The organism is Glutamicibacter protophormiae, assembly GCF_016894325.1.
Classification (GTDB): domain Bacteria; phylum Actinomycetota; class Actinomycetes; order Actinomycetales; family Micrococcaceae; genus Glutamicibacter; species Glutamicibacter protophormiae.
The window spans coordinates 1,294,124-1,320,066 of the sequence record NZ_CP069806.1 but is presented as its reverse complement, the minus strand read 5'-3'; the positions used below and the strand labels follow the sequence as shown (position 1 = coordinate 1,320,066).

Genomic DNA, 25,943 nt, shown 5'->3' with positions numbered 1-25,943 from the left:
TTGTCCTCCCTCGTGCTAAGGCATCTACACCAATCGGGCCTCCTAAGAACGGCCACATGAAAAGCACTGTACGCGCTGGCGCTACACAGCGTGCAGGCATCATCCGCGTAGGCAACAAGGGCAAACCCTATCCCGGTGCAATTCACTGGGGCTGGCCTACTCGTGGAATTAAAGCGCAGCCGTGGCTTACAAGCGCGGCAAAAGATACTGAAAATACTTGGATCAATCTTTATTGGGAAAAGCTCAATAAAGTTATTAGCTCTGTAAAGGGAGATTAACAAAATGGCTGAGAAGCTTAACTTTACCGTCGAATACAACGGCAACATTGAAAACGTAACCGCTATCTATGCAGACCTCGTGAAGTACGACATTCTGCGTGCTCGTAATAACTTCCCTAAGCGTGAAGAGTCTGACTTCCTGTTCATGGCGCTCGTAGCTTACGCAGCACTTATCCGCGTAGGCAAGCTTACCCAGGGCACCAAGGTTGAAGACTTCCTGAACTCCCTTGAGGGCATTACCCCTGAGGATGACGCAGAAGAGGCTGAGGCCGACTTTCAGCCTGACGGAACCGAGTAAAGCTCTCATTGCCATTTCCTACAAAACAGGCATTCCTTTCCAGAGCCTAGTAGACCTAGAACAACCGTTCATTGATTACTACCTAGAACTAATGGAGATGGAAGCCAAGGCAAACAATTAGGTGGAATTAAATGGCGAATAAATCCGCAATTCTTAGTGTCAAGCTAGTCTCTGACGCTAAGAAGTTCGGTGATGGATTCCAGAAGGCAGAGTCCAAGCTTTCCAAGTTCCAAAAGGGCGTAGAGAAGATGACTCTCCCCGCTGCTGGAATCCTCACCGGACTAACCGCGATTGGTAAAAAGACTTTTGATCTAGCATCAGAAGCAGAACAGAACTTTGGCGCTGTTGACGCAGTGTTCAAGGATCACGCAAACACCGTTCACAACATGGCTAAGACCACTGCCAAGGACATTGGCGTAAGTGGCTCAGACTATGAAAAGTATTCGGTTCTCATTGGCTCTCAGCTCAAGAACTTGGGCACACCAATGGATCAGCTTGCAGGTAAGACTGACTCGCTGGTGCGTATGGGTGCAGACTTTGCCGCTCAGTTCGGTGGCTCCAATGTGGAAGCTATTGAGGCTATCTCCTCCGCTCTCAAGGGCGAAATGGATCCCATTGAGCGTTACGGTATCAGTCTTAATCAGGCAGCTATCAAGGCCAAAATGGCTGAGATGGGCATGGGCAAGCTGACCGGCAAGGCTGAGTCTCAGGGTAAGGCAATGGCTATCATGGCCTTGCTGAATGAGCAGGGCGCAGACGCACTGGGTGCTAACGCTCGTGAAGCAGGCACTGCCGCTGGTGCTCTAGCTCGCTTCCAGGCACAGACCGCAGACGCTGGAGCCAAGCTTGGTACGGCACTACTGCCTTTGGTTGTCTCTGCCGCAGATGCTCTGTCGGGCTTTGCTAACTGGGTAGGCGAAAACACTGGCCTTGTTCAAGGCTTGGCTGTGGGCATCGGTGGCTTGGCAGCTTCGGTACTGGCTATCAATGGTGCGTTCAAGGCTTATTCAGCAGCAATGGCTGTGGCTAAGGGTGCAACCGTAGCCTTCAAGAGCGCCATGGCTGTTGGCACAGCGTTCTCTAGTTTCCGAGCTGGCTTCTCCAGTGCCACTGCTGCTGCTTCTACGTTCACTGGACGTATGGGCACTGTTGGTGGAGCTGTGCGAAGCGCTATGACTGCCGTAGGCGCAGGCACTAAGGCTCTCGTAGTCAACACTGCTGCTTGGGTGAAGAACGCTGCTGTTCAGGCGGCAGCAATGGTCAAGATGGTTGCTCTCAAGGTCGCACAGGGCGCAGCAACTGCCGCTCAATGGCTTTGGAACGCAGCTATGACCGCTAACCCTATTGGCCTGATAATCGCTGCTGTGGCGGCACTCGTGGCTGTCATTGTCCTTGTGGCGACTAAGACCACGTTCTTCCAAGATACGTGGAAGAAAATGACTGCTTTTGTCAAGGTTGCTTGGCAGGTATTCATTAACTTCTTCAAGTCTGTAACCAATGCAGCTATCTCGATTGTTACCGGCATTATCAACCGTATTCGCGGTGTGTTCACTGCCGTAGTGAACTTCGCTAAGGCTGTTTGGAATGCAGGCTGGGCAGTTATCAAGAGCGTTGTCCAGCGAGTTATCGCCGTGGTGCGTAGCCACATTCAGAAGGTGTCTGCTGTAGTCCGGGCGGTAATCAACACCGTAAAGGCCGTGTGGCGTGCTGGCTGGAACGTCGTGAAGTCCGTAGTGACTTCCGTAATCAATTCCATTCGTGGAGTGATCCAGCGTGTTAGCTCCATTGTTCGTGGTGTTATCAGCACCGTAAAGGGCATCTGGAAGGGCGGCTTCAGCGCCTTGCTGGGAACTGCTCGAAACATTATCGGCAACATTGCTGGCAAGTTCGATGCAGTCGTGAGCGCTGTACGCAACACGATTGGCTGGGTACGTGACCTGTTCAGCATCAAGGCTCCAGGCTGGCTGGGCAAGGTTGGCGGGTTCTTCGGCTTCGGCGGCACTGGTGCAAGCAACTTCGCAAACTTCGGTCTGGGTGGCTTCGGTGACTTCGGCGTTGGCGCTTCAGGTGCTGGCTTCGCAGGACGAACCGCTAGTGCTCCAAGCATCACGCCAGTTGTAAACAACATCAACATCAATGTTGAGGGTGCTCTTGATCCAATCGCAGTTGGTAAGCAGATCGAAGAAGTAATGAAGAAATACAACCGCACTATGGGCTATAGCTCAGCGAGAGGCGCATTTTAACAATGGCATTTAATCCAAAACCCCAGGTTTGGATTGCCGGTGAATATGTACCTACTAGCGCCGCTGGTGACCCCACTCATATTGGTCTGGAAGGACTCAAGATTGAGTGGGGTTCCCACGAACGTTTTGTAGATATTATTCCGGCCACCCTAACTTTTACCATTCTTGACCCAACGGGAGAATGGATTGCAGACAAGGTGCTTTCAGGCACTGACATTAAGGTTGCCTACACTTGGTGGGACGGCAGCAAGTGGGATAACCGCTATATGTTCCGTGGCATGATTACTGCCGCTAACATCACTCCACGCAAGCTGGAGAAGGAAGCCAATGAAGACCACGGCTACTACGTGGATATTGTGGCCACTGACCGTATTGGCCAGCTTGGCAACACCTACGTTAGCTTTGACGCTTCTGCAACCAATGAGCGTCGTACACTTCGCTACCGTGCTGACAAGATCAATGAAGCGGCAGGGAATACGTTTGCTGGCATTGTGACCGCGAATGAGCCGGTATACGGCATGATCCCCGAGGTTTACACCAACAGTGCTGCTCTGACTGTCCTGGATGACCTTTACCGTGGTGCTCAGTACGCACGGCCAGAGTATGACCCCCACACCAACCGCATTGAGCGTGGACGGTGGGAGACGTTCACCTACTGGAACTTCGCAGCATTTTGCAAGGATGAAGATTCCGGCAAATACATGCTTGGTATGCCGAGACACCCTAACGTGTTGGACGATTCCAAGCGGGGAATTAACTTGATTTATACCTTGCCTGCTGAAGACGTCGAATCTGACGGTGTGCTGACACAGGATGTTGACTCATCCATTACTAACATCAGCGTCAAGTATTACAAGTCCACCCAAGGCGCAGAGAAGGAGTTCTACAGCCGTATAGCTGTGAACATTCCGAACTACAAGGGCATTGGCAACCGTACATGGAACTTTGAAACCAAGTTCTATGACTACGACGCAGCACCTTTGCTGGCACTGGAAGCGGAAGCCAAGTACAACCTTTGGCGCTGGCGCTTAGAAGACGTGAAGTGGACTACCAAGCGTACTGGCGGTTTCAAGACCACTACGCATATGCACATGTGGCTACAGCCACGGTCAAACGATATGCGAATCTTCCTGAACGGTAGCGCGCATGGCCACTTGAAGGACTATGTACCGATCTACTCGCTTATGGGTAACACCATTACCTACCGAGATGACGCTTGGCATTTTGAGCCGAAACTAGCGCCATATGGCTATGACACGGCCTATTTGGAGCCTATTACCTTCACTCGTTGGGGTTCAGGCACCACGAATAACCCGCAGTTCTCAGAGCTGCATGAATCTATCCGACTCAGTGATATGCAATACACTGAAGACACCATTAGGGAGCCTCTAATTGAGTTTGGTAACGCCCCAGTATAGTATTCCGTACCTCACCCCAGGTGACCGTATGGCTAACATTCCAGCAGTAGACAAGGCTCAGGCAGAACGCATTGAAAGCCTGCTTGAAACTGCTAACGTCCCTCCGGGAAACCCTGATTTGAATAGCGTTCTGGCGCGTTTGAATCAGCTTGAAGCAGATACCTCCCGGCGTAAGGTGCCGTGGACTCCGGTAATTGCGCAGGAATCCTCCATTGACGTGTCTGGTTGCTTCTACGCCGTGGACGGCAACACCGTACACGTCCGCATCTGGAACATGCGCAGGTCTGCTGGTATTACCGGCACGGCTACCGCGTTCGTTATTCCAGAGCCTTACCGCCCAAGCATGGAAATTACCCCGCCAATTCTCACTGAGACTGGTGGAGCGCCAGGGCACTCTATCTGGTTCAGCCCCGGTGGACAGCTTCGCGGTTCGTTTGTCTCTACTACGGGCGGTTACCGTAGCCAGTTCTCCTACTACATCGACTAGGGCTGGCTGTGGATTCTGTTTTGATTGATACATTGCCGCACTTGCTCAGCAACGTAAACCCCACGTTCGCCTTACTGGCGGTCATTGGTTACTTCCTCTTCAAGAAAGCTTGGCCTGTCCTCAAGGACTTGCAAGGCGTACCCCAGAGAGTGACCGAACTGGAACGTGTGACCGATGAGCACGGAGAAGATATTTTCTACCTCAAGCAGCACACGAAGTATGTAGAGCCTGCTCTACCGCCTAGACGCAAATAAGAGAAGCCCTCAGCTATATGCTGGGGGCTTTTTCGTGCTTTGATTAGCGCATGGATTGGAATACACTCGTAGCTGTTTCAGGTACCTTGATTGGTGCAGTTTTAGGTGCGGCAGGCTCGATATGGCTGGCAAAAATACAGCACTCAAACAATACTAAGAACTGGGAAAAAGATAAAAAGTTACAAGAATACGTTCGAGTCTTATCATCCTATGGCGCACTGTATATGCAATTAAGCGATTTCCTTTATCTACGTCGTGCGAGCCGCTCTGATATTCACGATCAACTAACCAACGCACATCAATCGACCATGATGTTGGTTGCACCTACAACGGTACTAGCCGAGTACAACTCGCTGTACGCGCTCTTCTCGGATTTTATGTCGCCACTGGCTCTAGAACCGACGGACAAGGACAAGCAAGCATGGCAAGGCTTCATGGACAGTTACCGTTTGCAGCGAAGAAAACTAGTGCAGGAAATGAGAGCCGACCTGGAATTACCAGGAGTGTCCTTTAAGGACACTCACCTACCAGATGAAACTGCGAACATAGCGAACCCCTAGGTTACCGCTTATATAGCATTCACATATCTTTGCCCATCCGGGCACGTCGCCACGCTGGTCGCGGGCCCGGGCCGCCGCCCTGCCCCAGAGGTTGCGGCCTGCGTCTGCGACATGCAGGCTCAGGTTGAACATCATCATGTGGAGCCGTGACATGGTGGCCCCTCCTTCGTGTAGGTGGTGCGATGTGATGGATTCGGTGTCGAAGGCGTCAATAGCTCATCTCCAAGAGCGCCAGCCCGGGGAAGATGGCGAAGACGATGGTTAGGGGCAGGACGCCGAAGATAATGGGAACGAGCATGGAAATTTCCCGCTTTCCGGCAATCTCCATCAGCTCGCGCTTGGAGGCATCGCGCACGTCCTGCGCCTGGTCGCGCAGCACCTGCCCCAGGGGCGTGCCGCGTTCGGTGGCGACAACGATGGCATCCACGAAGCGGGTCATCGCGCCGATCTGCACCCGGTCCGACATGTTGGACATGGCCTGCACCATGCTGGTGCCGGAGTGGATGTCGTTGAGCGTGTGGGTGAACTCGGCACCGATGTCGCCATGGCAAATACGCGAGATGCGTTCGACCGCCCCGGTGGTCGATTCGCCGGCGCCCACGGTCAGCGCGAGCACCTCGGCGACGGTGGGAAACTGCGTCAGGATCCTGCGGGCGCGGCGTTTGACCTGTTCGCCGAGCCACCAGCCGCGCAGGAAGTAGCCCATGACGGCGCAGCCCAGCACCACCGTCACGGCCAGCGGAAGCGAGACCGACTGGCGGAAGGCGAGCAAGGCCATCAGCGCGGAGCCGATGACGAGCCCGGTCAGCGCGCAGAGCAGTTCCTGCGAGCGGTAGTCCACAAGGCTCAGGCGCAGCCCCGCGGCCTGCAGTCGTTTGCGCACGGTGGTTGAAGAGGGGCTGTGCAGGTTGGCGATCTTCTTGACCTGCTGCAGCAGCGGACGCGCCAGCTGCCAGAGCGCCGGGGTCGCCGAATCCTGCTGCCAGGAATCCTGCAGCATGCGCGAGGATCGCACGCCGACCCTGATGTGAGGGGCCACTCGATCGGCGAAGGCCATGGGACGCCACGCGGGAAGCCGCACGATCATCAGCCACAGCCCGGCCCCCAGGCCCAGCCCGCACAGCGCCGCCCACGCGGTGTAGCTGTTCATGAGAGCACTCGTTCCTCGATGGGCAGCGCCCCCAGGCGCAGCATGACCCGGTAGCAGAGGAAGGAGACAACCAGGCCGGCCAGCAGCACGAAGACCCCCGCCGGGGTGAGATAGGCGTCCTTGGCCGCCGGCTGGGTGCCGAGCACCAGCAGCAGGATCCAGGGGGCGGCGACGGCCAGCCGTGCGGCGGAGACGATCCAGGACTGCCGGGCGGCCAGCTCGCCGCGGGTGCGCACGTCGTCGCGCAGGAACGCGGCCAGTGTGGCCAGCGTCTGCCCCAGGTCGGTGCCGCCGACCTCGCGGGTGATGCGCAGCGTCGTCAGGATCTTGTCCGCTACCGGGTCCGCGAGCCGTTCGCCCAGCTGGTCCAGCGCCGTGCTGAAGTTGGCGGTGGCCCGGTAGTCGAGGGCGAAGTCGCGGAACACCGGGCGCAGCGTCTCGGGGCCGACCAGCGCCAGCTGGCTCAGCGATTCGGGCAACGACAGGCCGGCGCGGATGGCGCTGCGCAGGTGGTCGACGACTTCCGGCCATTGTTCATGCAGCGCGCTCTGTCTCTTGGCCGCCTGGTGGCGCAGATACACCCACGGCGCCAGAACACCGAAGATCGCGAAAACGCAGGCGAACAGCCAGGAGGCCGTCAGCCCCAGGGTGAGCAGCGCGAACACCAGCCCGCTGGCCAGGCAGATCAGCATGAACTTGGCCGGGCTGACGCTGGTGACCCCGGCGCGCAGCAGCGCCTGGCCGATCCGCGAGTGCCGGCTGCGGGTGCGTTCCCAGGGCGCGAAGAGCAGCCAGTCGGCCAGCATCGCCAGCCCCAGCCCGCCCAGCAGCCCCAGGAAGATGCTCATGATTCCTGTCCCAACCGCTCGGCGACGTTCAGCCCGGCCAGGTCGAATTTCTCATGCGACCAGTCCGCGCCGGATGCTGGAACCAGTTCCCCTGCCTTGCGTTCGAACAGCGTGGAGGTCTCGATCGCGCCGCCCTCCACGCGATTGCGCACCGCGAGGATCTCGTTGACATAGCGGTTGCCGGAGGCGTCGCGCACGCAGTGCACCACCAGGTCCAGGCAGGCGGCGACGGTCTTGATCGTGAAGTCGCTGGTGATGTTCGGCCCCGCCAGCAGCGGCAGCGTGCAGATTTTGATGATTGCGTCGCGGGCTGAGTTCGCATGCAGGGTGCACAGGCCCGCGACGCCCGAATTCAGGGCGATCAGCAAGTCCAGGGATTCGGCCTCGCGCACCTCTCCGACGATGATGCGGTCCGGACGCATGCGCAGCGCCTCCTTGACCAGCCGGCGCATCGTGATTTCGCCGGTGCCCTCGAGGTTCGCCAGCCGGGTTTGCATCGCCACGACGTCGCGCAGCGCCAGGTTCAGTTCGAAGATCTCCTCGATGGTGATGACGCGTTCGCGGGAGCCGATGGAGGATGACAGCGCGTTGAGCATGGTGGTCTTGCCGGCTTGTGTCGGGCCGGTGACGATGACGTTCAGCCCGGCGCAGATCGCCCAGCCCAGGTAGGTGGCCGCCGCGGGGCTCAGTGATTTGAGGTCCACCAGGTCTTCGAGCCGGGAGGCGCGGGCGATGAACTTGCGGATGTTGACAGCCCAGTGCTCGTGCGTGATGTCCGGGATGACCACATGCAGCCGGGAACCGTCGGGCAGCTGGCAGTCGACGAACGGCTGGGACAAATCCAGCCGGCGCCCGGACGCCTTGAGCATGCGCTCAACCAGCCCGGCGACTTCCGCGGCGTCCAGCCTGATGTGGGTCAGTTCGCTCTGGCCGCCGCGGGCGCAGAACACCTGGTGCGGGGAATTGATCCAGATCTCCTCCACGCTCGGGTCGTCGAGCAGCTGCTGCAGGGCGCCGAATCCGGCGACGTTGTCGTAGACCGCGCGCCGGGCTTGTTCCAGCGAGCCAAGGGCGGGCACCGCGCCGAGCAGCGCGCGTTCGTCGTAGTCCCGCACGACGTCGTCGATCAGCGACTTCATCAGCGCGGGCTGCTTGGCCGGGTCCAGGCCGCGGCGTCGGACCAGCTCTCGCACTTCATCTTCCACGATGGACAAGGCATCCACGTCAAGATCCTTCGGGCCTCATGGGGGTTCGGCGTTCCCGGAATTCTCGGGGACCATCGGCGAGCGCACTGCCGGTGCAGCGGTAGGCCCCGGTGCTGTTCCGAGGTCTATTTCTGGATATGTCTGTGGAGCCTAGCCCCGACATCAGGTGCTGGCAAGATGTTTCGCGAATTTGTGGATAAAGCAATGGGCGGTTATCCCCACCCCGGCGTCCTCGGACCCGGCAAACGCGCTAGTCGTGATGGGCTGGGGCACGCAAGGGCCGGAGAACGCGTTGGGAGGGAAGATGCTGCACTATGAACTGCTGCTGTCCTCGCGCACGCTGCTGAATCCCCGGCAGCTGCTGCTCCAAGTCTCCGCGGCCTTGGACGGGCCGCAACTGGCGGCGGTGCTCGACGGCCAGGTTCCGGGCACCCGCTGGTACCGGGGAGCGACGCCGTTGGAGGAGCTGGGAATGCTGGGCCCGGGCCAGCCGCTGCTGCTGGCCGATGTCCCGGGCCCCGGTTTCGCGGTGGCGGCCGGCAGCCCGCGGCTGAAGCTGTACGTACCCGAGGGCCCGGATGCGGGAGCCTGGATGGAACTGGGCCGGGGCACCCACGAGATCGGCCGTGGCGCCCCGCTGTTCCTTGGCGATCCGCAGGTTTCCCGGGTGCACGCCCGCCTGGTGGTTGATGAGCGGTCCATGCGCGTGCGGCCGGCCCCCGGGCAGCGGGTACTGGTGTTTTCTGGCCGGGATGCGGTGCCGGTGGAAGCCGAGGCGGAACTGCAGGCCGGCAGCCGGATCCAGTTGGGCGGCACCGTGCTGGAGGTCGGAGATCCGGCGCGCGGCGAGGCGGGGCAGGCGGCGGACGGCGGGCAGCTGGAGTTCAGCCTCCCTCCGCCCCCGGAACTGGGCAGGCTGGTGACGCTGTGCCTGGCGGCGCTGGTCCCGGTGTTCTCCGGCGTCCTGCTGGCGGTGCTGACCGGTTCCATGCTGTTCCTGGCGGTCTCCGGGCTGTCGGCGCTGCTGGGCGTCGTCCCCGCGGTGCAGCTGCTCGGCGAGCGCCGCCGGTGGAAACGTTCGGTGCGTGGACAGCAGCACAGCGTGGTGCGCGCCCGACGCCGTTTCGCCTGCCCGCTGGGTACGGCGCTGGTCGCCGGCATCGACCGGGCGCAGCTCGGGGTGCTTCCCCAGGGCCTTCCTCCGCTGGTGTTCGGCAGCGGCAGCTGGCAGCTTCCGGGTCGGAAGACGCCGCCGGAGGGCGGCAGCCGGCGGCCGCGCAGGGCGCCGGGCAGCGGCCGGTCCGCGGGCAGGATTTCCGGCGTTCCGGTTTTCGCGCCGGCCGCCGCGCAGGTCTGGCAGCTTCTCGGAGGCGAGGACCCCGCGGTGGATTCCCTGCTGGCCGCGCTGCTGTCCAGGTTCCTGCCGGCGGTGGCCGCGGGCCGCATCGAGCTGGTCATCGACCCCTCGATCACTCGGCTTCCGGCCGAGCTGTTGCTGTTGCGGCATGTGCGCCAGGGCACCGCCGCGCTTCTGGCCCGGAGCACTGGCCCTGCGTCGGCCGTTGCCGGGATGCCCGGCGGCAGCGGAACCTCGGCATCGCCTGACCCTTCCATCGAGCGGATATTCCTGACCGGGCTCGCTCCGGTCCCGCTGCCGCGCACGCTGGTGATCAGCCTGCATCCGGCGCCCGCAGCCCGGTGCGACTATTGGGTGGATCCGGTGCGCTGCCGAGCCAAGCTGCCCGACGGGATCCTGTGCCTGGAAACACCGGACCGGCTGGATGCGGGGAGGCTCGCCCGGATCATCCAGTCGTGCCTCGCGATCTGCCCGCGCGCACCGGCGTCGGACGGGGAGCCCCCGGCGGGTGCGGGCTTGACCGCGGTGATCGGGGAAGATCCGTTCCGCGGCCGGCAGCTGCTGGATTTCGACGAGGACGGGCCGCACGTGCTGGTGTGCGGCACCACCGGGTCGGGCAAGTCCGAAGCGCTGCGGCGCATCATCGCGGATCTGGCCGGGCGCTACAGTCCCGAGCAGCTGGCGTTGGTGCTGGTTGATTTCAAGGGCGGTGCGGGCCTGGCCGCCTTCGGCCCGCTGCCCCACGTGCAGCTTTCCGCCAACGACCTGGACGCCGCCGGCGCGCAGCGGACCCTTGCGCAGCTGGAACGCGAGGTGGCCCGGCGCGAACGGCTACTGGCCGAACACCACTGCAGCGACCGCTCCGAGTACGTCCGGCGCTCCGGCGTCCCCGCGCTGCCCCGGCTGCTGGTGGTGGTCGACGAGTTCCGGGTGTTCATCGAAACCCTGCCCGAAGCGGCGGCGCGCATCGACCGGCTGGCGGCGGTCGGCCGGTCGCTGGGCATCCACCTGCTGCTGAGCACGCAGCGGGCCGCCGGCGCACTGTCCGGGCAGACCCGTGCGAATCTGAACACCGTGGTGGCGCTGCGGGTCAAGGACGCAGCCGAGTCCATGGACCTGGTCGGTTCGCCGGCCGCCGCCCAGCTGGTCCGCCCGGGCAGCGCGGTCATGGCCGGCCCCGGGCAGGCCAACCGCCAGGTCCAGTTCGCCCTGGCGGTGAGCCCCACCCTGTATGGAAGCATTGCCGAGCGCGGACCCGGAAACCTGATCCTGCATCCGGTGGGCCGCTTCGGGCATCCGGATCCCGGGGCCGACGGGCAGGCCCTGCACCGGCATGTGCGCCGGCTTGCCGACAGCTGGCGGCATTCGCCCCTACCTCCGTGCCCCTTTGCCCCGCAGCTGCCGCCGCCTGAGCAGAAGGCTACTCCCCCGACGCAGTGGCAGGGCGATGGTGCCGGCGCCATCTTCTGCGGTGTTGTCGACGACCTCGCAGCGGGCCGGCTGGAGGACCTGGTCATAGAACCGGCCCGCGGCCGGGGGCTGCTGGTGTGCGGTGTGCCGGAAGCCGGCGGCCGCCAGCTGTTCGAAGGGCTGATGCGGCTGGAGCGCCGGATCCTGTGCTTCGGTGACGCGTTGTTCCCGGACTCCGTCCCGCTGCCGGGGACGCTCACCGTGAACGGGGAAGACCGGTATCTATTCCTGGAAGCGCTCGACGACCTGGAGTCGCTGCCCCGCGATCGCCTCACGCTGGTGCTCGTGCACGGCATCGCCCGATTGCAGTCGCAACTGGATCCCGCCGCCTTCCAACGGTTCGACCAGGTGCTCACGGAGCTTCTGCGACAAGGTGTATCGGCCCCGGCGCAACTGGTCATGATGGCCGATCGCGACGTGAATCTGCTCAAGGCCGCCGGGCTGTGCGCCGAACAATGGTATTTCCCGCTCAACGCCGCCGATTCCCTGCGCATGTCCTGGCCCAAGCTTCCTCCGACCAGCCAGCTGCCCGGGCGCGGGATCCGGTTCAGTCCCGTCGAAGCACCGATGACGATCCAGTTGACAGCCACGGCCGCCAAGCCGGAGACAGGAGGAGCGGCGGGCGCCGATTGCCCAACGAGGCTGCCCTGCCGGAACGACGACACCTCGCAGACCCTGGCGGTGGGGCACACTGCGTTCACCCGGCAGGAGTTCGGCTTCGACCAGGCTCCGGCGCCGCTGGTCATATGTCCCGGTCGGCGTGACCGGGAAGAGCTCGCGGCGCTCTTGTCCGAACGTTGGAAAGCATCCCTGGTGAATGGCGCCGCGTCGTGGCTGCGCTGGGTTGAAGCCTGCGAGGCGCACGGAGCGGAAGCCGCCGCGTCTACGATCTGCGTGGTGCTGCACGACACCTCCGACCCCCAGCTGGCGGCGCTGCGCCAGCGAACGGCCGCATTGGGAACGCGGGCCGTGCTGTTCGTGCCGCCTTCGACCCGGCTCCCCTACGACCTGGGGCTGCCGGGGCTGATGGTTGATGACCGGCAAGCGATTGCGGTGGAGGCCCATCATCCGCAGGACCTGCTGCCGCTTGCCTGGCGACCGTTGCCCCATACACCTGGGGGCTACGGCGCGGGCGGGACAAGGCAATGGCGCGCGATCGCCGGGATCGCCGGGCAACCACGCGCCATCATCATCGAGCGTTGACTACTGTGCTGGGCGGTCCCCCAGGAATTCGGTGGTCTTCGGCGCGAAAAGCAGCACCACTGTGGCACCGGCGACGATGATCGACACGACCGCTGCGGAGACGACGATCGGCATATCCGACTGGAAAAAGGACACCGACAGGATCAACTGGAACAATTGCCAGACGATGATCGGCGCTCGGGTGTAGGCCCTGCCCCGGAAGAAGTTGATCGCCACCGACCCCTGCCAGCTGGCCAGGAAGAGGCACAGCGCAAGCATGAAAATCCGCCCGCCCATGTTCACCACACCGTCCGAAGTGAGGTGGATGCCGTAGTTGATGGCGTAGGCAAGGACCGCCAGCGCCTCGAACATCACCAGTGCGGCGACGGCAATAACACTGGTCGGACGCGGGATCTTAATCTCTTCGTTGCTCACCCCAACTATTTTCGTTGAGGTGCTTCAGGAACTCAAACGACGGCCCCGGATCAGGCTTGTCGCCCCGGCCACATCCGCGTCAGCTAGCCTAAGCCCATGCTGATTTCCATGTGAGAAAGCACTCAGGCAATACGACATATTTCGCATCATTGACCCTTGTTTACTTTCTCGTAACATGAAAACCTTATGTGGTTGGCAAAACGATGACCCCGTCGTTCACATCCGACGACGCGAAAAGCACTACGGCATTTACACCGTCCCCCCGCTGACCTTTTCAAGGCGGGGCGTTTGCGTGTTCAGATCATGAGCCTTTCGTCCCCCCTCAAAAATTTCAAGGAGCATCAATAAGCATGGATTGGCGTAGCCGCGCGGCGTGTCTGGATAAGGACCCGGAACTTTTCTTCCCGGTGGGTAACACCGGTCCGGCCCTCTTGCAGATCGAAGAGGCCAAAAGCGTCTGCCGTCGGTGCGAAGTGACCGAAACCTGCTTACAGTGGGCCATCGAGTCCGGTCAGGACGCTGGCGTGTGGGGTGGAATGAGCGAAGACGAACGTCGCGCTCTGAAGCGCCGCGCTGCACGTGCCCGCCGCGCATCCTAAGAGACCGCTCCCGCGGTAGATCTCGCAACCCGGGAAGCTGCACGAAATCCGCCAGAGGTAGACACCACTGGCGGATTTCGGCTTTAAACCGGAAATTCTCAGGTCGGCTAGGTACATTAAAAGATAGTAATCATGTTCGAAAGGAGCAGTGGGTGAATCACGCCTTTGCGGCGCGCAATCCCAAGTCAGGAGTGCGTGCACCATGAGCCCTGCTCTTGCCGACCCCAACCTGGGTACGACCCTTGACGACCGCTACCGTATCGACCATTTGCTGGCGTTGGGCGGCATGTCTCGGATCTACCGCGCCATGGACAAGCGTCTGCACCGCGCGGTGGTCGTGAAGATCCTGAACGACAACTTCGCCAGCGAATCCACGGTCCGCGAGCGCTTCGAATCCGAGGCGGTCATCGCCGCGAACATCACCCACCCGAATGTGGTCTCGATCCGAGACCACAACGTCACGGACAACATCGTCTATCTGGTGATGGAGTACGTCCGCGGGCGCAACCTGGAGCAGGTGATCTCCGAACGCGGACGGTTCACGCCGCGCCAGATGCTCAGCGTCCTGGAACAGGTCTGCCACGGGCTGGGCGCCGCCCACTCCGAAGGCATCATCCACCGCGACATGAAACCCGCGAACGTGCTGCTGGCGGATACCGGCGAAATCAAGGTGACCGACTTCGGGCTGGCCCGCGCGGCCAGCGCCCACACGCAGTCAGCGACCCTGGTGGCCACCCTCTCGCACGTCTCCCCCGAGCTGGTCTCCGGTGCCCCGGCCGATTCGCGCAGCGATATCTACGCTGTCGGCATCATGGTCTACCAGATGCTCACCGGGCGCCTGCCGTATTCGGAAGCCAACGCGGCCGCACTGATGAAGCACCACCTGGACTCCCCCATGCCGCTGCCCTCGGATATCGTGCCAGGACTTGCCAGCGACCTGGACGAACTGGTGCAGTGGTGCACCGAAAAGGATCCTGAGAAGCGGCCGCAGAACGCCGAGCTGCTGCTTGACGAGGTCATCCAGATCCGTTCGACGCTCAGCGACGAACAGCTGGACTTCGACGCGGAAACCCTGGGCGGTGTCGAGGACCTGACTCCGGGTTCCATCTCGCACATGCCCACCACCGTGCAGCAGCGTCTGGACGACTGGCAGCGCGAGCGCGAGGAAGCCCGCGAACGCCGTTGGCAGCTGCAGGGCACCGATACTGCGGGCGGGGCCTATTCGCTGGACGCGCAGCTTGATCCCGAAGCCACCACCGTCATCGCCACCTCGGATGCCACCGAGGTGCTGGATCTGCGAGATGCGCAGGCCACCGTGGTCCATGACCCGGCAGCCGGGGCGGGTTCTCCCGGCGCGGAGGCCACCGCCGCCTATTCGCGCTTCGATATTGAATCCTTCGGTGCGGATGCCGCCATCGAAGGGGATCCAGAACCGGCGGCCCTCTCACCGCGCGGCCAGAAGCGCGCGAACAAGGCGGCGCAGAAGCAGTGGCGCAAGGAAGCCCAGCTGCCGACGCATCGACTGCGCAAGCCCAGGAGCGCGGCGCAGAAAACCGGCGTCGCCGTGGCGTGGGTGCTGATCGTTGCGCTGGTGGCGGCCGCCGGCTGGTTCTTCGGCCGCGGCCCGGGAACGGTGATCCGCATTCCGTCTTTGAACGGCCTGCTGCAGGAGCAGGCGGTGTCGCAGATGTCCGAACAGGGCATCCCGGTCCGGCTCGGCTCCGCCTTCGACGACGACATCGCCATCGGGCGCGTTGTGGACTCGCATCCGTCCACCGGCGAGAACATCATGAAGTTCCAGGGCATCGAGCTGATCGTCTCGCAGGGCCCCGAGCGTTTCGAGATCCCGGATGTGGCCGGCAAGAGCCTCCAGACGGCCACCGAGCTGCTGGCCCAGCGGGAGCTGGCCAAGGTCAAGGAGGTCCGCGAGTACTCCTCCGAGGTGGAGAAGGGCAAGGTCATCTCCTCCTCACCGGCTGCGGGCAAGACCGCCGCGCGCAAGGACACCATCACCTTGGCGGTGTCCAAGGGGCCGGCCCCGGTGCAGGTTCCTGCGCTGCAGGGGCTGAGCCAGGATGCTGCCGCCGCGGCCCTTGAATCCGCGGGCCTGCGCCTGCAGGTGGGCGATCCGGTGCATTCCGGCACCGTGCCATCCGGCATGGTCGCCGCGCAGTCGCCTCAGAACGGCACCGCCGAGGTGGGAAGCACCGTCACGGTCAACCTGTCCCAGGGCCCGGAATTCGTCCGGATCCCCTCGGTGATCGGCTTGGACGTCGCGGAGGCGACCCGGGTGCTCGAAGAGGCGGGGCTCACCGTCAAGGCGCACCACGTGCTCGGCGAATTGTCGCAGACCGTGCGCATGCAGTCGCCGCTGAACCGGAGCGTCGAGCGCGGCAGCGAAATCAGCATCTACGCGTTCTAGCCGGCAAGGCCTGCGCCACGGCAAAAAAGACCTGGCCCACCACCCCTCGAAGGGGTGGTGGGCCAGGTCTTTTCCTTGGGCCGGCTGGCGCCTAGCGGCGTGCGCGGCTCTGCAGTGCCGAGGAGACCAGGAAGGCCATCTCCAGGGACTGGCGGTGGTTCAGGCGTGGGTCGCAGACGGACTCGTAGAGTTCATCGAAGTCCTCTTCGCGAATCGGATCGGCGCCGCCCAGGCACTCGGCCACGTCGTCGCCGGTCATCTCCACGTGCAGGCCGCCCGGGTTGGTACCCAGCGAGTCGTGCACCTCGAAGAATCCGCGGACTTCGTCCATGACGTCGTCGAAGTTGCGGGTCTTGTATCCGTTCTTGCTGGTGACGGTGTTGCCGTGCATCGGGTCGGTGACCCACAGGACCTGCGCGCCGGTGGCGGTGACCTTCTCCACCAGGTTCGGCAGCTTCTCGCGGATGTTCTGAGCTCCCATGCGGGTGATGAACGTCAGGCGGCCAGGCTCGCGGTTCGGATCCAGCTTCTCGATCAGCGCCAGGGTGTCCTCGACCGAGGTGTTCGGGCCGAGCTTCACGCCGATCGGGTTGCGCACGCGGGACAGGAAGTCCACGTGGGCGTGGTCCAGCTGGCGGGTACGCTCGCCGATCCACAGGAAGTGGCCGCTGGTGTCGTACGGCAGGCCGGTGCGCGAGTCGGTGCGGGTCAGCGCACGCTCGTAGTCCAGCAGCAACGCCTCGTGGGAGGCGAAGAACTCGGTGCGGGTCAGGCCTTCGAAGCCGGCGCCGCAGGCATCCATGAAGCGGATGGCCGAATCGATTTCGCCGGCCAGCTGCTCGTAGGCGGAGTGCGCCGGGTTGGCCATGAAGCCGCGGTTCCAGGAGTGCACGCTGCGCAGGTCGGCGAAGCCGCCCTGGGTGAACGCGCGGATCAGGTTCAGCGTGGCAGAGGAGGTGTTGTAGGCCTGGACCATGCGCTTCGGGTCGTGGGCGCGGGACTCCGGGGTGAAGTCGTAGCCGTTGACGATGTCGCCGCGGAAGGCCGGCAGGGTGACGCCGTCGCGGGTCTCGTCGTTCGAGGAACGCGGCTTGGCGAACTGCCCCGCCATGCGGCCCATCTTGATGACCGGCATCGAGGCGCCGTAGGTCAGCACGACGGCCATCTGCAAGATGGTGCGCACGCGGGCGGAAATCTTGTCCGCGGTGGCGTCGGCGAAGGTCTCGGCGCAGTCCCCGCCCTGAAGCAGGAAGGCCTTGCCCTGGGCCGCCTCGGCCAGGCGTTCGCGCAGCACGTCGACCTCGCCGGCAAAGACCAGTGGCGGACGCGAACCCAGTTCAGCAATGGAAGCGCTATAGTCCGGGTGCTCACTCCAGGTGGGCTGTTGGGCAATAGGCAGATCACGCCACAGATCAAGTTGCGGGTCGGTGGCGGGGCCGGCTACGGAGGAGCCTGGCAATGGGGTTCGGTTTACTTCGCTCACCTTGACAAGTCTACGTGTCTTGCGCGCAAAGCACCGCGTGCAATGTAACAACCGGACGTAACACAGGGCATGCGCCCGGCCACTGGCCCCCGCTTCAGGCCGCGGCTACTTCTTTTTGGCCTTGGCCGGCGCGTAGACGTCCACGTAGCTCTGCCCGGAAAGCACGTTGATGGCCCTGCGGATGTCGTCGGCTACCTGGCGCAGCACTGCGGGGTCCGAGGCCTTCCCGGTGAGGTGGGAGAAGTCCAACGGCCTGCCGATCTTGATGCCGATGCGGCCCGGGTGCGGCAGGCGCTGCCCGATGGGCTGCACCTTGTCCGTGTTGATCATGGCGATCGGGATCACCGGCACCCCGGATTCCAGGGCGAGCTTGGCGACGCCGAGCTTCGCACGGTAGAGCCGCCCATCGGGAGAGCGGGTGCCTTCGGGATAGATGCCCAGCAGCTTGCCCTCGGCCAGGGCGGTGTTGGCGCTGGCCAGCGAGGCGGCCGATCCGCGTCCGCCCGAGCGGTCCATCGGCAGCTGGTTGATGTTGCGGAAGAACCATGCGACCAGACGCCCCTTGGGGCCCTTGCCGTTGAAATAGTCGTCCTTGGCCAGGAACACGACCGGCCGTTCGATCATCGCCGGCAGGAACACCGAATCGCTGACCGACAGGTGGTTGGAGGCGAGGATGGCGCCGCCCTCGGCGGGAATATTATTGATGCCCTGGATGTCAATCTTGAAGAAGATACGCAGCAGCGGCTTGACCGCGAAGCGTTTCAGAAAGTCGTACAGCACGATGGGGCGGTTCCTTCTTCTCGTCATCAGGCATTGCGGGCGGACACGCCCGTCGACGTGTTGACTGGCGCGGGTCCGCACCCTTCAATTGTGCACTACGCTCGAATAAGAATGCAGTACAACGTAGCACCTCGAGGGGGACGCGATGAATCACGAAGCACATCCGGGGGCGGCCGGCCAGCCGGAGCGGAAGCCTGCCGTACTGCTGATCCACGGCTTCACCGGGTCCAGAACCGCCATGCTGCCATGGGCCCGGGCGCTCGAGTCCGCCGGGTTCGACACCCTGTGCCCGGTGCTGCCAGGGCATGAAACCTCCTGGCAGGACATGGTCGGCCGGCCCTTCTCCGAATGGATCCAGGCCACCGAACAAGCTTTTGACGAATTGGCCGAATCCCACGACCAGGTGTTCGCCGCCGGCCTGTCGATGGGCGGAGCGCTGGCATTGCACCTGGCCACCCGGCGCAACGTCGCCGGCGTCAGCCTGGTGAATCCGGGGCTGGTCGTGGACAGCCCGCTGGCTCCCTATACCAAGTGGTTGCGGCGTGTAGTGCGTTCGGTCGCTCCGATCAGCAACGACATCGCCAAGCGCGGAGCCGACGAAAAGGCCTACGACCGCACCCCGGTGGCGGCGGTGCACCAGCTGTACCAGCTGTTCGCGCAGACCCGCAGAAGGCTGGGCCTGGTCACCGCGCCGGTCCAGCTGTTCCGCTCGACCGTGGACAACGTGGTGTCCGATGCTTCGGTGCACGCGCTGACCGACGGGCTGGCCCCCGGCACCCTGGTCGAGCACCACCAGCTGCTGCATTCAAAGCACGTGGCCACCCTCGACTACGACGCCGCGCAGATCTTCGAGGAATCAGCTCGATTCTTCCACCATGTGGCCGCGCAGGCCGCGCACTCCCCGAAGGGCAGGTCATGAACCCCGCAGAGAACAAGCCGTCCGGCGCCGACGATCCGCGTTGGGACGAGCTCGTTGAGAATTTCCGGACCCTTGACCAGGGCACTCCCCGCGAGCCGAGCGCCGCCGAGCGCCAGGCGGAGCTGCGCCAGCTGTTCTCCACCGGCCCCGGCGCGGTTGCCGGACCACGCGACTACGAGGTCGAGGAGGGCGAGGAGCAGTTCGTCCCCGAGGAACCGGCCGCGCTGGGCTCGGGAAACCCGATGGTCAACCTCGCGTGGACGATGGCCGCGGGCGGACCGATCGGACTGCTGTTATGCGTGATCTTCTTTCGCTCGGCCCCGGCCTTCGTCTACATCGGCATGGTCGCACTCTCCATCATCGGCGTGATTTACCTACTCAGAAGGCTACCGACCGAACGCGATCCGGGAGATGATGGAGCAAGGGTCTGATCGACTTTGAGCCCGAGGAACGCTAGGTTACTGTAGAGTAATAACAATGTGATGCGGATTACCCCGCATTGCCCACCGGGTCACACCGAGTTCAGGAGAAGAGACACAGATGCGCGAATACAGCACGCCGCTACGCATCCACTCGCCGGCAGAGTCGAACATCACCGACCTGCTGCTGCGCCACGCGAATTCAGCTGCTAATCCGGCCCTCTTCTCCAAACCTTCTCCCGGCGGCGCCTGGCAGGATGTCACCGCTTCGCAGTTCGCCGCCGAAGCCGCGGCCATCGCCAAGGGCTTCATCGCCAATGGCATCAACGCCGGTGACCGCATCGCCCTGATGGCCCGGACCCGCTACGAATGGACCCTGGTCGACTTCGCGATCTGGTACGCAGGCTGTGTGACCGTCCCGATCTACGAGACCTCCTCCCCCAGCCAGGTCGCCTGGATCGCCGCGGATTCCGAAACCGTGGCCGTCGTGGTGGAAAGCCCAGCGCACGAAGCCGTAGTCCGCGAGGCGGCACATCAGGAGCAGCTCGATTGCCTGGACCATGTCTGGCAGTTCGGCGAGGGCCTGGAGCAACTTGCCAAGGACGGCAAGGACGTCAGCGACGAAGAACTGGAGACGCGCCGCAGCTCGGCGACCCTCAAGGACACCGCGACCATCATCTACACCTCGGGGACCACCGGGCGGCCCAAGGGCTGCGAACTGACGCACTCGAACTTCGTGGAGCTGGCGGAGAACGCGGTGGCCGAGCTGCCGGCAGCCGTCTACCCGGGTGCCTCCACCATCATGTTCCTGCCGCTGGCCCACGTCTTCGCGCGCTTCATCTCGGTGGTCAACGTGGCCGCCGGCTGCCGCACCGGCCACACCCCGGACGTGAAGCACCTGCTCGAAGACCTGCAGTCCTTCAAACCGAACTTCATCCTTGCCGTGCCGCGCGTGTTCGAGAAGGTCTACAACTCGGCCATGCTCAAGGCCGAAGACGGCGGCAAATCCAAGATCTTCCATGCAGGCGTGGACGTGGCGGTGAAGTACTCGCGGGCCGAGCAGGACGGCAAGATCCCGCTGGGGCTCAACCTGAAGCACAAGCTCTTCGACGCGCTGCTGTACAAGAAGCTGCGCAATGCCATGGGCGGCAATATCCGCCACGCGGTTTCCGGCGGCGGACCGCTGGGCGAACGCCTGGGCCATTTCTTCAACGGCATCGGCGTGACGGTGCTCGAAGGCTACGGCCTGACCGAGACGACTGCGCCGGTCACCGTGAACACCCTGGACCGCATCAAGATCGGCACCGTGGGCAAGCCGTTGCCGGGCAATGCGGTGCGCATCGCGGACGACGGGGAGATCCTGGCCAAGGGCGTGTGCGTGATGCGCGGCTACCGCAACCGGCCCGATCTGGAAGCCGAAACCTTCACCGACGGCTGGCTGCACACCGGGGACATCGGCGAGCTGGACGCCGACGGGTTCTTGAAAATCACCGGCCGCAAGAAGGAGATCATCGTCACCGCCAGCGGCAAGAACGTCATTCCGGCGATGCTTGAGGACCAGATCCGCGCCGATGCGCTGGTCTCCCAGTGCGTCGTCGTCGGCGAGGGGCGTCCATTCATCTCGGCCCTGGTCACGCTGGATCCCGAGGCGGTGCCCGGCTGGCTGGAGCGCCACCACCTGGACAAGAACCTGTCCATGGACGAGCTGTCCACGCACCCCGAGGTGCTGCTGACCATCCAGAAGATCATCGACAAGGCGAACACCTCGGTCAGCCGGGCGGAATCCATCCGCGCGTTCCGCGTCGTCCCCGAAGATTTCACCGAATCCTCGGGGCACCTGACCCCGTCGATGAAGATCAAGCGCGCCGTGGTGCTCAGCGACTATGACGCGATGATCGAGGACATCTACTCGGCGCCCAAGCCCGTGGCATAGTCCAGCACGGCTCCGGCGAGCTCCCATGAGGGATGGGAGGAAGCGGCCCAGGGAAACCTGAGGCCGCTTTTCCGTGCCTCGGCGGCGAAATTCCGCTCCAGCACCACGCGGGCGAAGGCAGGAACCGGGCGGTGCTTGGGCGGCTGGCCCAGCTGGGCGAAAATGAGGTTTTCAGCCAGGGCCCCACGCCCGTTGGCCAACAGCCATTCGACCAGTTCCATGAGCCGGTCTTCGGTGTCGGCGCCCGCGTCCCCGAGCACAACGAGTACGTCGATTCCAGTGAAGCTGCCGTCCATGACCGCCGCAACCCGCTGCGGCCCGGCGGTGGCCACGCGGGAGGGCAGCTGCAGTTCCGCGAACTGCTCGGCCAGCTGCTGGGCAAGCTCCGCCTGCGGCAGGGCCGGATCCAAGGTGAACAGCAGCACGCCCAGTTCGCTGCGTGCTGCGGCGACCTCCCTGGCCTGCTGCTGGCGCGCGGCAGGCACGCCGCCGGGAGTGTTCCTGCCAGCCTTCATATTCCCTCCTGGGTCGTAACATGCCGGCGCCGGGTGCGGCGCCGTCCCAATGATCGTGCCATAAACACATCGTGGCCCACGACATGCGTCGTGGGCCACGATGTAGGTGCAGCGGATTTACCGTGCCGAAGCGGCTACTTCGATTCGATGACCACCAGCAGGTCCCCGCCCTGAACCTGGCTGGTGCCGTTCAGAGTGATCTGGGTGACGACGCCGGAGGAGTTCGCAGTGATGCCGGCCTCCATCTTCATTGCTTCGATGGTAGCCACCGACTGGCCGGCCTCGATCAGGTCGCCGACCTGGACGTTGACGGTCACGGCACCGGCGAACGGGGCGGCCACGTGGCCGGCGTTGTTCGGATCGGCCTTCGGAGCGGTCTTGACGGTGGACTCCACCGACTCGTCGCGCACCCTGATCTGGCGGGACTGGCCGTTGAGGGTGACCACGACGTTGCGCAGGCCCTTCTCATCGGCTTCCGAGACGGAGACCAGCTTGACCAGCAGGCGAACGCCGGTGCCCAGCGAGATCACGTGCTCGTGGCCGCGGACCAAGCCGAAGAGGTAGTCGCGGGTATGCAGCACGGACAGGTCGCCGTAGTTCTCCACCGAGGCCGCGAAATCGCGGGTCGGACCGGCGAACAGCAGGCGGTTGAGCGTTGCGCGGATGGTGTCCGAGTCGCCGGTCAGCGCCGCGGCGTCCTCTGCGCTCAGGTCCTCGATGTGGGCCTTCACGCTGCGGCCCTGCAGCGCCTTGGTGCGGAACGGCTCAGGCCAGCCACCTGGAGGGTTGCCCAGTTCGCCCGAGAGGAACTGGATGACCGAATCCGGGATGTCGTAGTTCTGCGGGTTGGCCTCGAAGTCCGCGGCAGGAACGCCGGAGCCGACCAGCTGCAGCGCCAGGTCGCCGACCACCTTGGAGGACGGGGTCACCTTGACCACGTTGCCCAGCATGGCGTTGACCGAAGCGTACATCGACTCGATGGCCTCGAAGCGCTCGCCAAGGCCCAGGGCGATGGCCTGCTGGCGCAGGTTCGAAAGCTGTCCGCCGGGGATTTCGTGCTGGTACACGCGTCCGGTCGGCGCCGGAAGCCCGGACTCGAACGGCTTGTACATGGAGCGCACGGCTTCCCAGTACGGTTCCAGCGCGGCGACGGCGTCCAGGGACAGGCCCGGGTCGCGCTCGGTGAACTCCAGCGCGGCCACCAGTGCGGAGGCCGACGGCTGGGAGGTGGTTCCGGCCATGGCGGCGCTGGCCACGTCCACGGCGTCCACGCCGGCGTTGATGGCTGCCATCAGGGTCGCCATCTGCCCGCCGGAGGTGTCGTGGGTGTGCAGGTGCACCGGCAGGTCGAAGCGCTCGCGCAGCGCGGTGACCAGCTTGGCCGCCGCGGCCGGGCGCAGCAGGCCCGCCATGTCCTTGATCGCGATGATGTGCGCGCCGGCGTCGACGATCTGCTGTGCCAGGTCCAGGTAGTAGTCCAGGGTGTACAGCTTCTCGTTGGCATCCAGCAGGTTGCCGGTGTAGCACAGGGCCACCTCGGCCACGGCGGTGCCGGTCTCACGCACTGCCTTGATGGCCGGGGCCATCTGGGACACGTCGTTCAGCGCGTCGAAGATGCGGAAGATGTCGATGCCCGCGGCGGCGGCTTCCTTCACGAAGGCGTCGGTCACCTCGGTCGGGTACGGGGTGTAGCCCACGGTGTTGCGGCCGCGCAACAGCATCTGCAGCGGGATGTTCGGCAGCTCGGCGCGCAGCAGCTCCAGTCGCTTCCACGGATCTTCGCCCAGGAAGCGCAGCGACACGTCGTAGGTCGCACCGCCCCAGACCTCCATGGAGAACAGCTGCGGCACGGTGTGCGCGTAGGCCGGCGCGGCGGCCAGCAGGTCGCGGGTGCGAACGCGGGTGGCCAGCAGCGACTGGTGCGCGTCGCGGAAGGTGGTGTCGGTGATGCCCACGGCGGTGGAATCGCGCAGCGCCTTGGCGAAGCCCTCCGGGCCCAGCTCCAGCAGCTTCTGGCGCCAGCCGTCGGCCGGATGCGCCGTCCGCGACGGCCCGTCGAACGGCGAACGCTCAGGCTCGTCCGACTTGTCGCCCGGGAAGGAAGGCAGCTTCTTGCGCGGGTCGATGCCCTCGATGCGCTCCCCGTTGGGCTGGTTCACGGTCACGTGTGCCAGGTAGTTCAGGGCCTTGGTGCCGCGGTCCTGCGACTCGTTGCCAGTCAGCAGGTCAGGACGCGAGTCGATGAAGTCCGTAGCAACGTCGCCGGCAATGAACTGCGGATCATTGAGCACGTTCTGGATGAACGGGATGTTGGTTGCGACGCCGCGGATGCGGAACTCGGCCAGGGCGCGGCGGGCGCGTGATACTGCGGTGGCGTAGTCGCGGCCGCGGCAGGTCAGCTTCACCAGCATCGAGTCGAAGTGCGGGGAGACCTCGGCGCCGGCGTAGATGGTGCCGCCGTCCAGGCGCACGCCCGAACCGCCTGCGGAGCGGTACACGGTGATGGTTCCGACGTCGGGGCGGAAGCCGTTGGCCGGGTCCTCGGTGGTGATGCGGGACTGCAGCGCCCAGCCGCGCACCTGGATGGTGTCCTGGGTGATGCCCAGGTCGGCCAGCGATTCGCCCGAGGCGATGCGCATCTGCGCCTGCACCAGGTCGATGTCGGTGACTTCCTCGGTCACGGTGTGCTCCACCTGGATGCGCGGGTTCATCTCGATGAACACGTGCTGTCCGGCGCGCTCGCCCACGGTGTCAACCAGGAACTCGACGGTGCCGGCGTTCTGGTAGCCCAGGGCCTCGGCGAACTTCACGGCGTCGCGGAACAGCGCCTGGCGGATGTTCTCGTCCAGGTTCGGGGCCGGGGCGATCTCCACAACCTTCTGGTGGCGGCGCTGCAGCGAGCAGTCACGTTCGTGCAGGTGGACGATGTTGCCGTGCTCGTCAGCGAGGATCTGCACCTCGATGTGGCGAGGGCGGAGCACCGCCTGCTCCAGGAAGACGGTCGAGTCGCCGAAGGCGGTACCGGCTTCGCGCATGGCGGCGCCCAGTGCCTCGGGCAGGTCTTCGCGCTTGTCGACGCGGCGCATGCCGCGTCCGCCGCCGCCTGCAACGGCCTTGACGAAGATCGGGAATCCGATCTTGTCTGCTTCGGCAATGAGCAGCTCAGCATCGTCACTGGGCTCGGAGGAGGCGAGCACTGGAATGCCGGCAGCCTTGGCGGCCTTCAGTGCTGCAACCTTGTTGCCTGCAAGTTCAAGAATTTCGGCCTTCGGGCCAATGAACTTAATGCCGTTCTCGGCAGCGGCGCGGGCCAGGTCGGGGTTTTCCGACATGAAGCCGTAGCCCGGGTAGATTGCATCTGCGCCGGCTTCCTTGGCGACGCGGATGATTTCGTCAATGTTCAGGTAGGCGCGGACCGGGTGGCCCTCTTCGCCGATCTGGTAGGCCTCATTGGCCTTCTGGCGGTGAACGGAGTTGCGGTCTTCGTGCGGGTAGACTGCAACGGTTTTTGCGCCTAGTTCATAGCCGGCACGGAAAGCGCGGATTGCGATTTCCCCGCGGTTGGCGACCAAGATTTTTTCAAACATAGTGTCCCTACATCGAATCAGCACACATGGATTCAGGCCGGATATCGGAAGGTAGCTCCCGGAACTCCAATGGCCCGAGACCGGTGTGTCGGGTCTCTCAA

21 protein-coding genes are annotated in these 25,943 nt (G+C 63.6%); 13 read left to right on the top strand and 8 right to left on the bottom strand.

What is annotated here, in order from left to right; translation table 11 throughout:
- The first annotated feature begins 56 nt into the window (after positions 1-56).
- The 7 genes from JQN66_RS06235 to JQN66_RS06205 all read left to right on the top strand — a co-directional run bounded on the left by JQN66_RS06235 (position 57) and on the right by JQN66_RS06205 (position 5,538).
- A complete protein-coding gene (locus JQN66_RS06235) occupies positions 57-278 on the top strand; it encodes a hypothetical protein (RefSeq protein WP_204677062.1) in 222 nt (73 codons plus the stop codon).
- Between the two features lie 4 nt (positions 279-282).
- Positions 283-576: a hypothetical protein gene (locus JQN66_RS06230; protein WP_204677061.1), complete on the top strand. Its 294-nt coding sequence runs from the start codon at positions 283-285 to the stop codon at positions 574-576.
- Between the two features lie 131 nt (positions 577-707).
- Positions 708-2,819, top strand: coding sequence for a phage tail protein (locus JQN66_RS06225; protein WP_204677060.1), 2,112 nt, complete (start codon positions 708-710; stop codon positions 2,817-2,819).
- A gap of 2 nt (positions 2,820-2,821) precedes the next feature.
- Positions 2,822-4,237, top strand: a complete 1,416-nt coding sequence (locus JQN66_RS06220) for a hypothetical protein (protein WP_204677059.1) — start codon at positions 2,822-2,824, stop codon at positions 4,235-4,237.
- 28 nt (positions 4,238-4,265) lie between these two features.
- Positions 4,266-4,724, top strand: coding sequence for a hypothetical protein (locus tag JQN66_RS06215; RefSeq protein ID WP_204677058.1), 459 nt, complete (start codon positions 4,266-4,268; stop codon positions 4,722-4,724).
- A gap of 20 nt (positions 4,725-4,744) precedes the next feature.
- Positions 4,745-4,978, top strand: coding sequence for a hypothetical protein (locus JQN66_RS06210; protein WP_204677057.1), 234 nt, complete (start codon positions 4,745-4,747; stop codon positions 4,976-4,978).
- Between the two features lie 50 nt (positions 4,979-5,028).
- Complete coding sequence (locus tag JQN66_RS06205) at positions 5,029-5,538, top strand: hypothetical protein (RefSeq protein WP_204677056.1); 510 nt, start codon at positions 5,029-5,031, stop codon at positions 5,536-5,538.
- Between the two features lie 208 nt (positions 5,539-5,746).
- On the opposite strand, the gene JQN66_RS06200 is transcribed toward JQN66_RS06205, so the two are convergent.
- The 3 genes from JQN66_RS06200 to JQN66_RS06190 are packed head-to-tail and all read right to left on the bottom strand — an operon-like array spanning position 5,747 to position 8,759.
- Positions 5,747-6,688, bottom strand: a complete 942-nt coding sequence (locus JQN66_RS06200) for a type II secretion system F family protein (RefSeq protein ID WP_204677055.1) — start codon at positions 6,686-6,688, stop codon at positions 5,747-5,749.
- On the bottom strand, positions 6,685-7,536 hold the full coding sequence (locus JQN66_RS06195) for a type II secretion system F family protein (RefSeq protein ID WP_188948573.1): 852 nt from the start codon (positions 7,534-7,536) through the stop codon (positions 6,685-6,687). Before JQN66_RS06195 ends, JQN66_RS06200 begins: the two co-directional genes overlap by 4 nt.
- Complete coding sequence (locus JQN66_RS06190; protein WP_188948572.1) at positions 7,533-8,759, bottom strand: TadA family conjugal transfer-associated ATPase; 1,227 nt, start codon at positions 8,757-8,759, stop codon at positions 7,533-7,535. Before JQN66_RS06190 ends, JQN66_RS06195 begins: the two co-directional genes overlap by 4 nt.
- 286 nt (positions 8,760-9,045) lie before the next feature.
- On the opposite strand from JQN66_RS06190, the gene JQN66_RS06185 reads away from it, so the two are divergent.
- Positions 9,046-12,771: an FHA domain-containing protein gene (locus tag JQN66_RS06185; RefSeq protein ID WP_204677054.1), complete on the top strand. Its 3,726-nt coding sequence runs from the start codon at positions 9,046-9,048 to the stop codon at positions 12,769-12,771.
- On the opposite strand, the gene JQN66_RS06180 is transcribed toward JQN66_RS06185, so the two are convergent.
- Positions 12,772-13,185 (bottom strand): hypothetical protein, encoded by a 414-nt coding sequence (locus JQN66_RS06180; RefSeq protein ID WP_204677053.1) that lies wholly within the window; start codon positions 13,183-13,185, stop codon positions 12,772-12,774.
- Positions 13,186-13,535: 350 nt separating this feature from the next.
- On the opposite strand from JQN66_RS06180, the gene JQN66_RS06175 reads away from it, so the two are divergent.
- Both JQN66_RS06175 and JQN66_RS06170 read left to right on the top strand, forming a co-directional pair.
- Positions 13,536-13,784 carry a WhiB family transcriptional regulator gene (locus JQN66_RS06175; protein WP_047118688.1) on the top strand — a complete coding sequence of 83 codons (249 nt, stop codon included), beginning with the start codon at positions 13,536-13,538 and terminating at the stop codon, positions 13,782-13,784.
- 202 nt (positions 13,785-13,986) lie between these two features.
- Positions 13,987-16,206 carry a Stk1 family PASTA domain-containing Ser/Thr kinase gene (locus JQN66_RS06170; protein ID WP_204677052.1) on the top strand — a complete coding sequence of 740 codons (2,220 nt, stop codon included), beginning with the start codon at positions 13,987-13,989 and terminating at the stop codon, positions 16,204-16,206.
- 91 nt (positions 16,207-16,297) lie between these two features.
- On the opposite strand, the gene JQN66_RS06165 is transcribed toward JQN66_RS06170, so the two are convergent.
- Both JQN66_RS06165 and JQN66_RS06160 read right to left on the bottom strand, forming a co-directional pair.
- Complete coding sequence (locus JQN66_RS06165; protein WP_188948568.1) at positions 16,298-17,689, bottom strand: class II 3-deoxy-7-phosphoheptulonate synthase; 1,392 nt, start codon at positions 17,687-17,689, stop codon at positions 16,298-16,300.
- Positions 17,690-17,794: 105 nt separating this feature from the next.
- Positions 17,795-18,469, bottom strand: coding sequence for a lysophospholipid acyltransferase family protein (locus JQN66_RS06160; protein WP_204677051.1), 675 nt, complete (start codon positions 18,467-18,469; stop codon positions 17,795-17,797).
- Positions 18,470-18,614: 145 nt separating this feature from the next.
- Here JQN66_RS06160 and JQN66_RS06155 point away from each other — a divergent pair, with 145 nt between their 5' ends.
- The 3 genes from JQN66_RS06155 to JQN66_RS06145 all read left to right on the top strand — a co-directional run bounded on the left by JQN66_RS06155 (position 18,615) and on the right by JQN66_RS06145 (position 21,740).
- The gene (locus JQN66_RS06155; protein WP_204677050.1) at positions 18,615-19,388 is read left to right on the top strand and encodes an alpha/beta hydrolase; all 774 of its coding nucleotides are present in this window, start codon (positions 18,615-18,617) and stop codon (positions 19,386-19,388) included.
- A complete protein-coding gene (locus JQN66_RS06150) occupies positions 19,385-19,819 on the top strand; it encodes a hypothetical protein (RefSeq protein ID WP_188948565.1) in 435 nt (144 codons plus the stop codon). The genes JQN66_RS06155 and JQN66_RS06150 overlap by 4 nt, the downstream gene beginning before the upstream one ends.
- 109 nt (positions 19,820-19,928) lie before the next feature.
- Positions 19,929-21,740: an AMP-dependent synthetase/ligase gene (locus JQN66_RS06145; RefSeq protein WP_188948564.1), complete on the top strand. Its 1,812-nt coding sequence runs from the start codon at positions 19,929-19,931 to the stop codon at positions 21,738-21,740.
- On the opposite strand, the gene JQN66_RS06140 is transcribed toward JQN66_RS06145, so the two are convergent.
- Together JQN66_RS06140 and JQN66_RS06135 are read right to left on the bottom strand one after the other, a co-directional pair.
- Positions 21,713-22,255, bottom strand: coding sequence for a hypothetical protein (locus JQN66_RS06140; RefSeq protein ID WP_204677049.1), 543 nt, complete (start codon positions 22,253-22,255; stop codon positions 21,713-21,715). The two genes, JQN66_RS06145 and JQN66_RS06140, sit on opposite strands and share 28 nt — an antisense overlap.
- Before the next feature lie 134 nt (positions 22,256-22,389).
- Positions 22,390-25,842, bottom strand: a complete 3,453-nt coding sequence (locus JQN66_RS06135; RefSeq protein ID WP_204677048.1) for a pyruvate carboxylase — start codon at positions 25,840-25,842, stop codon at positions 22,390-22,392.
- Positions 25,843-25,943: the final 101 nt, after the last annotated feature.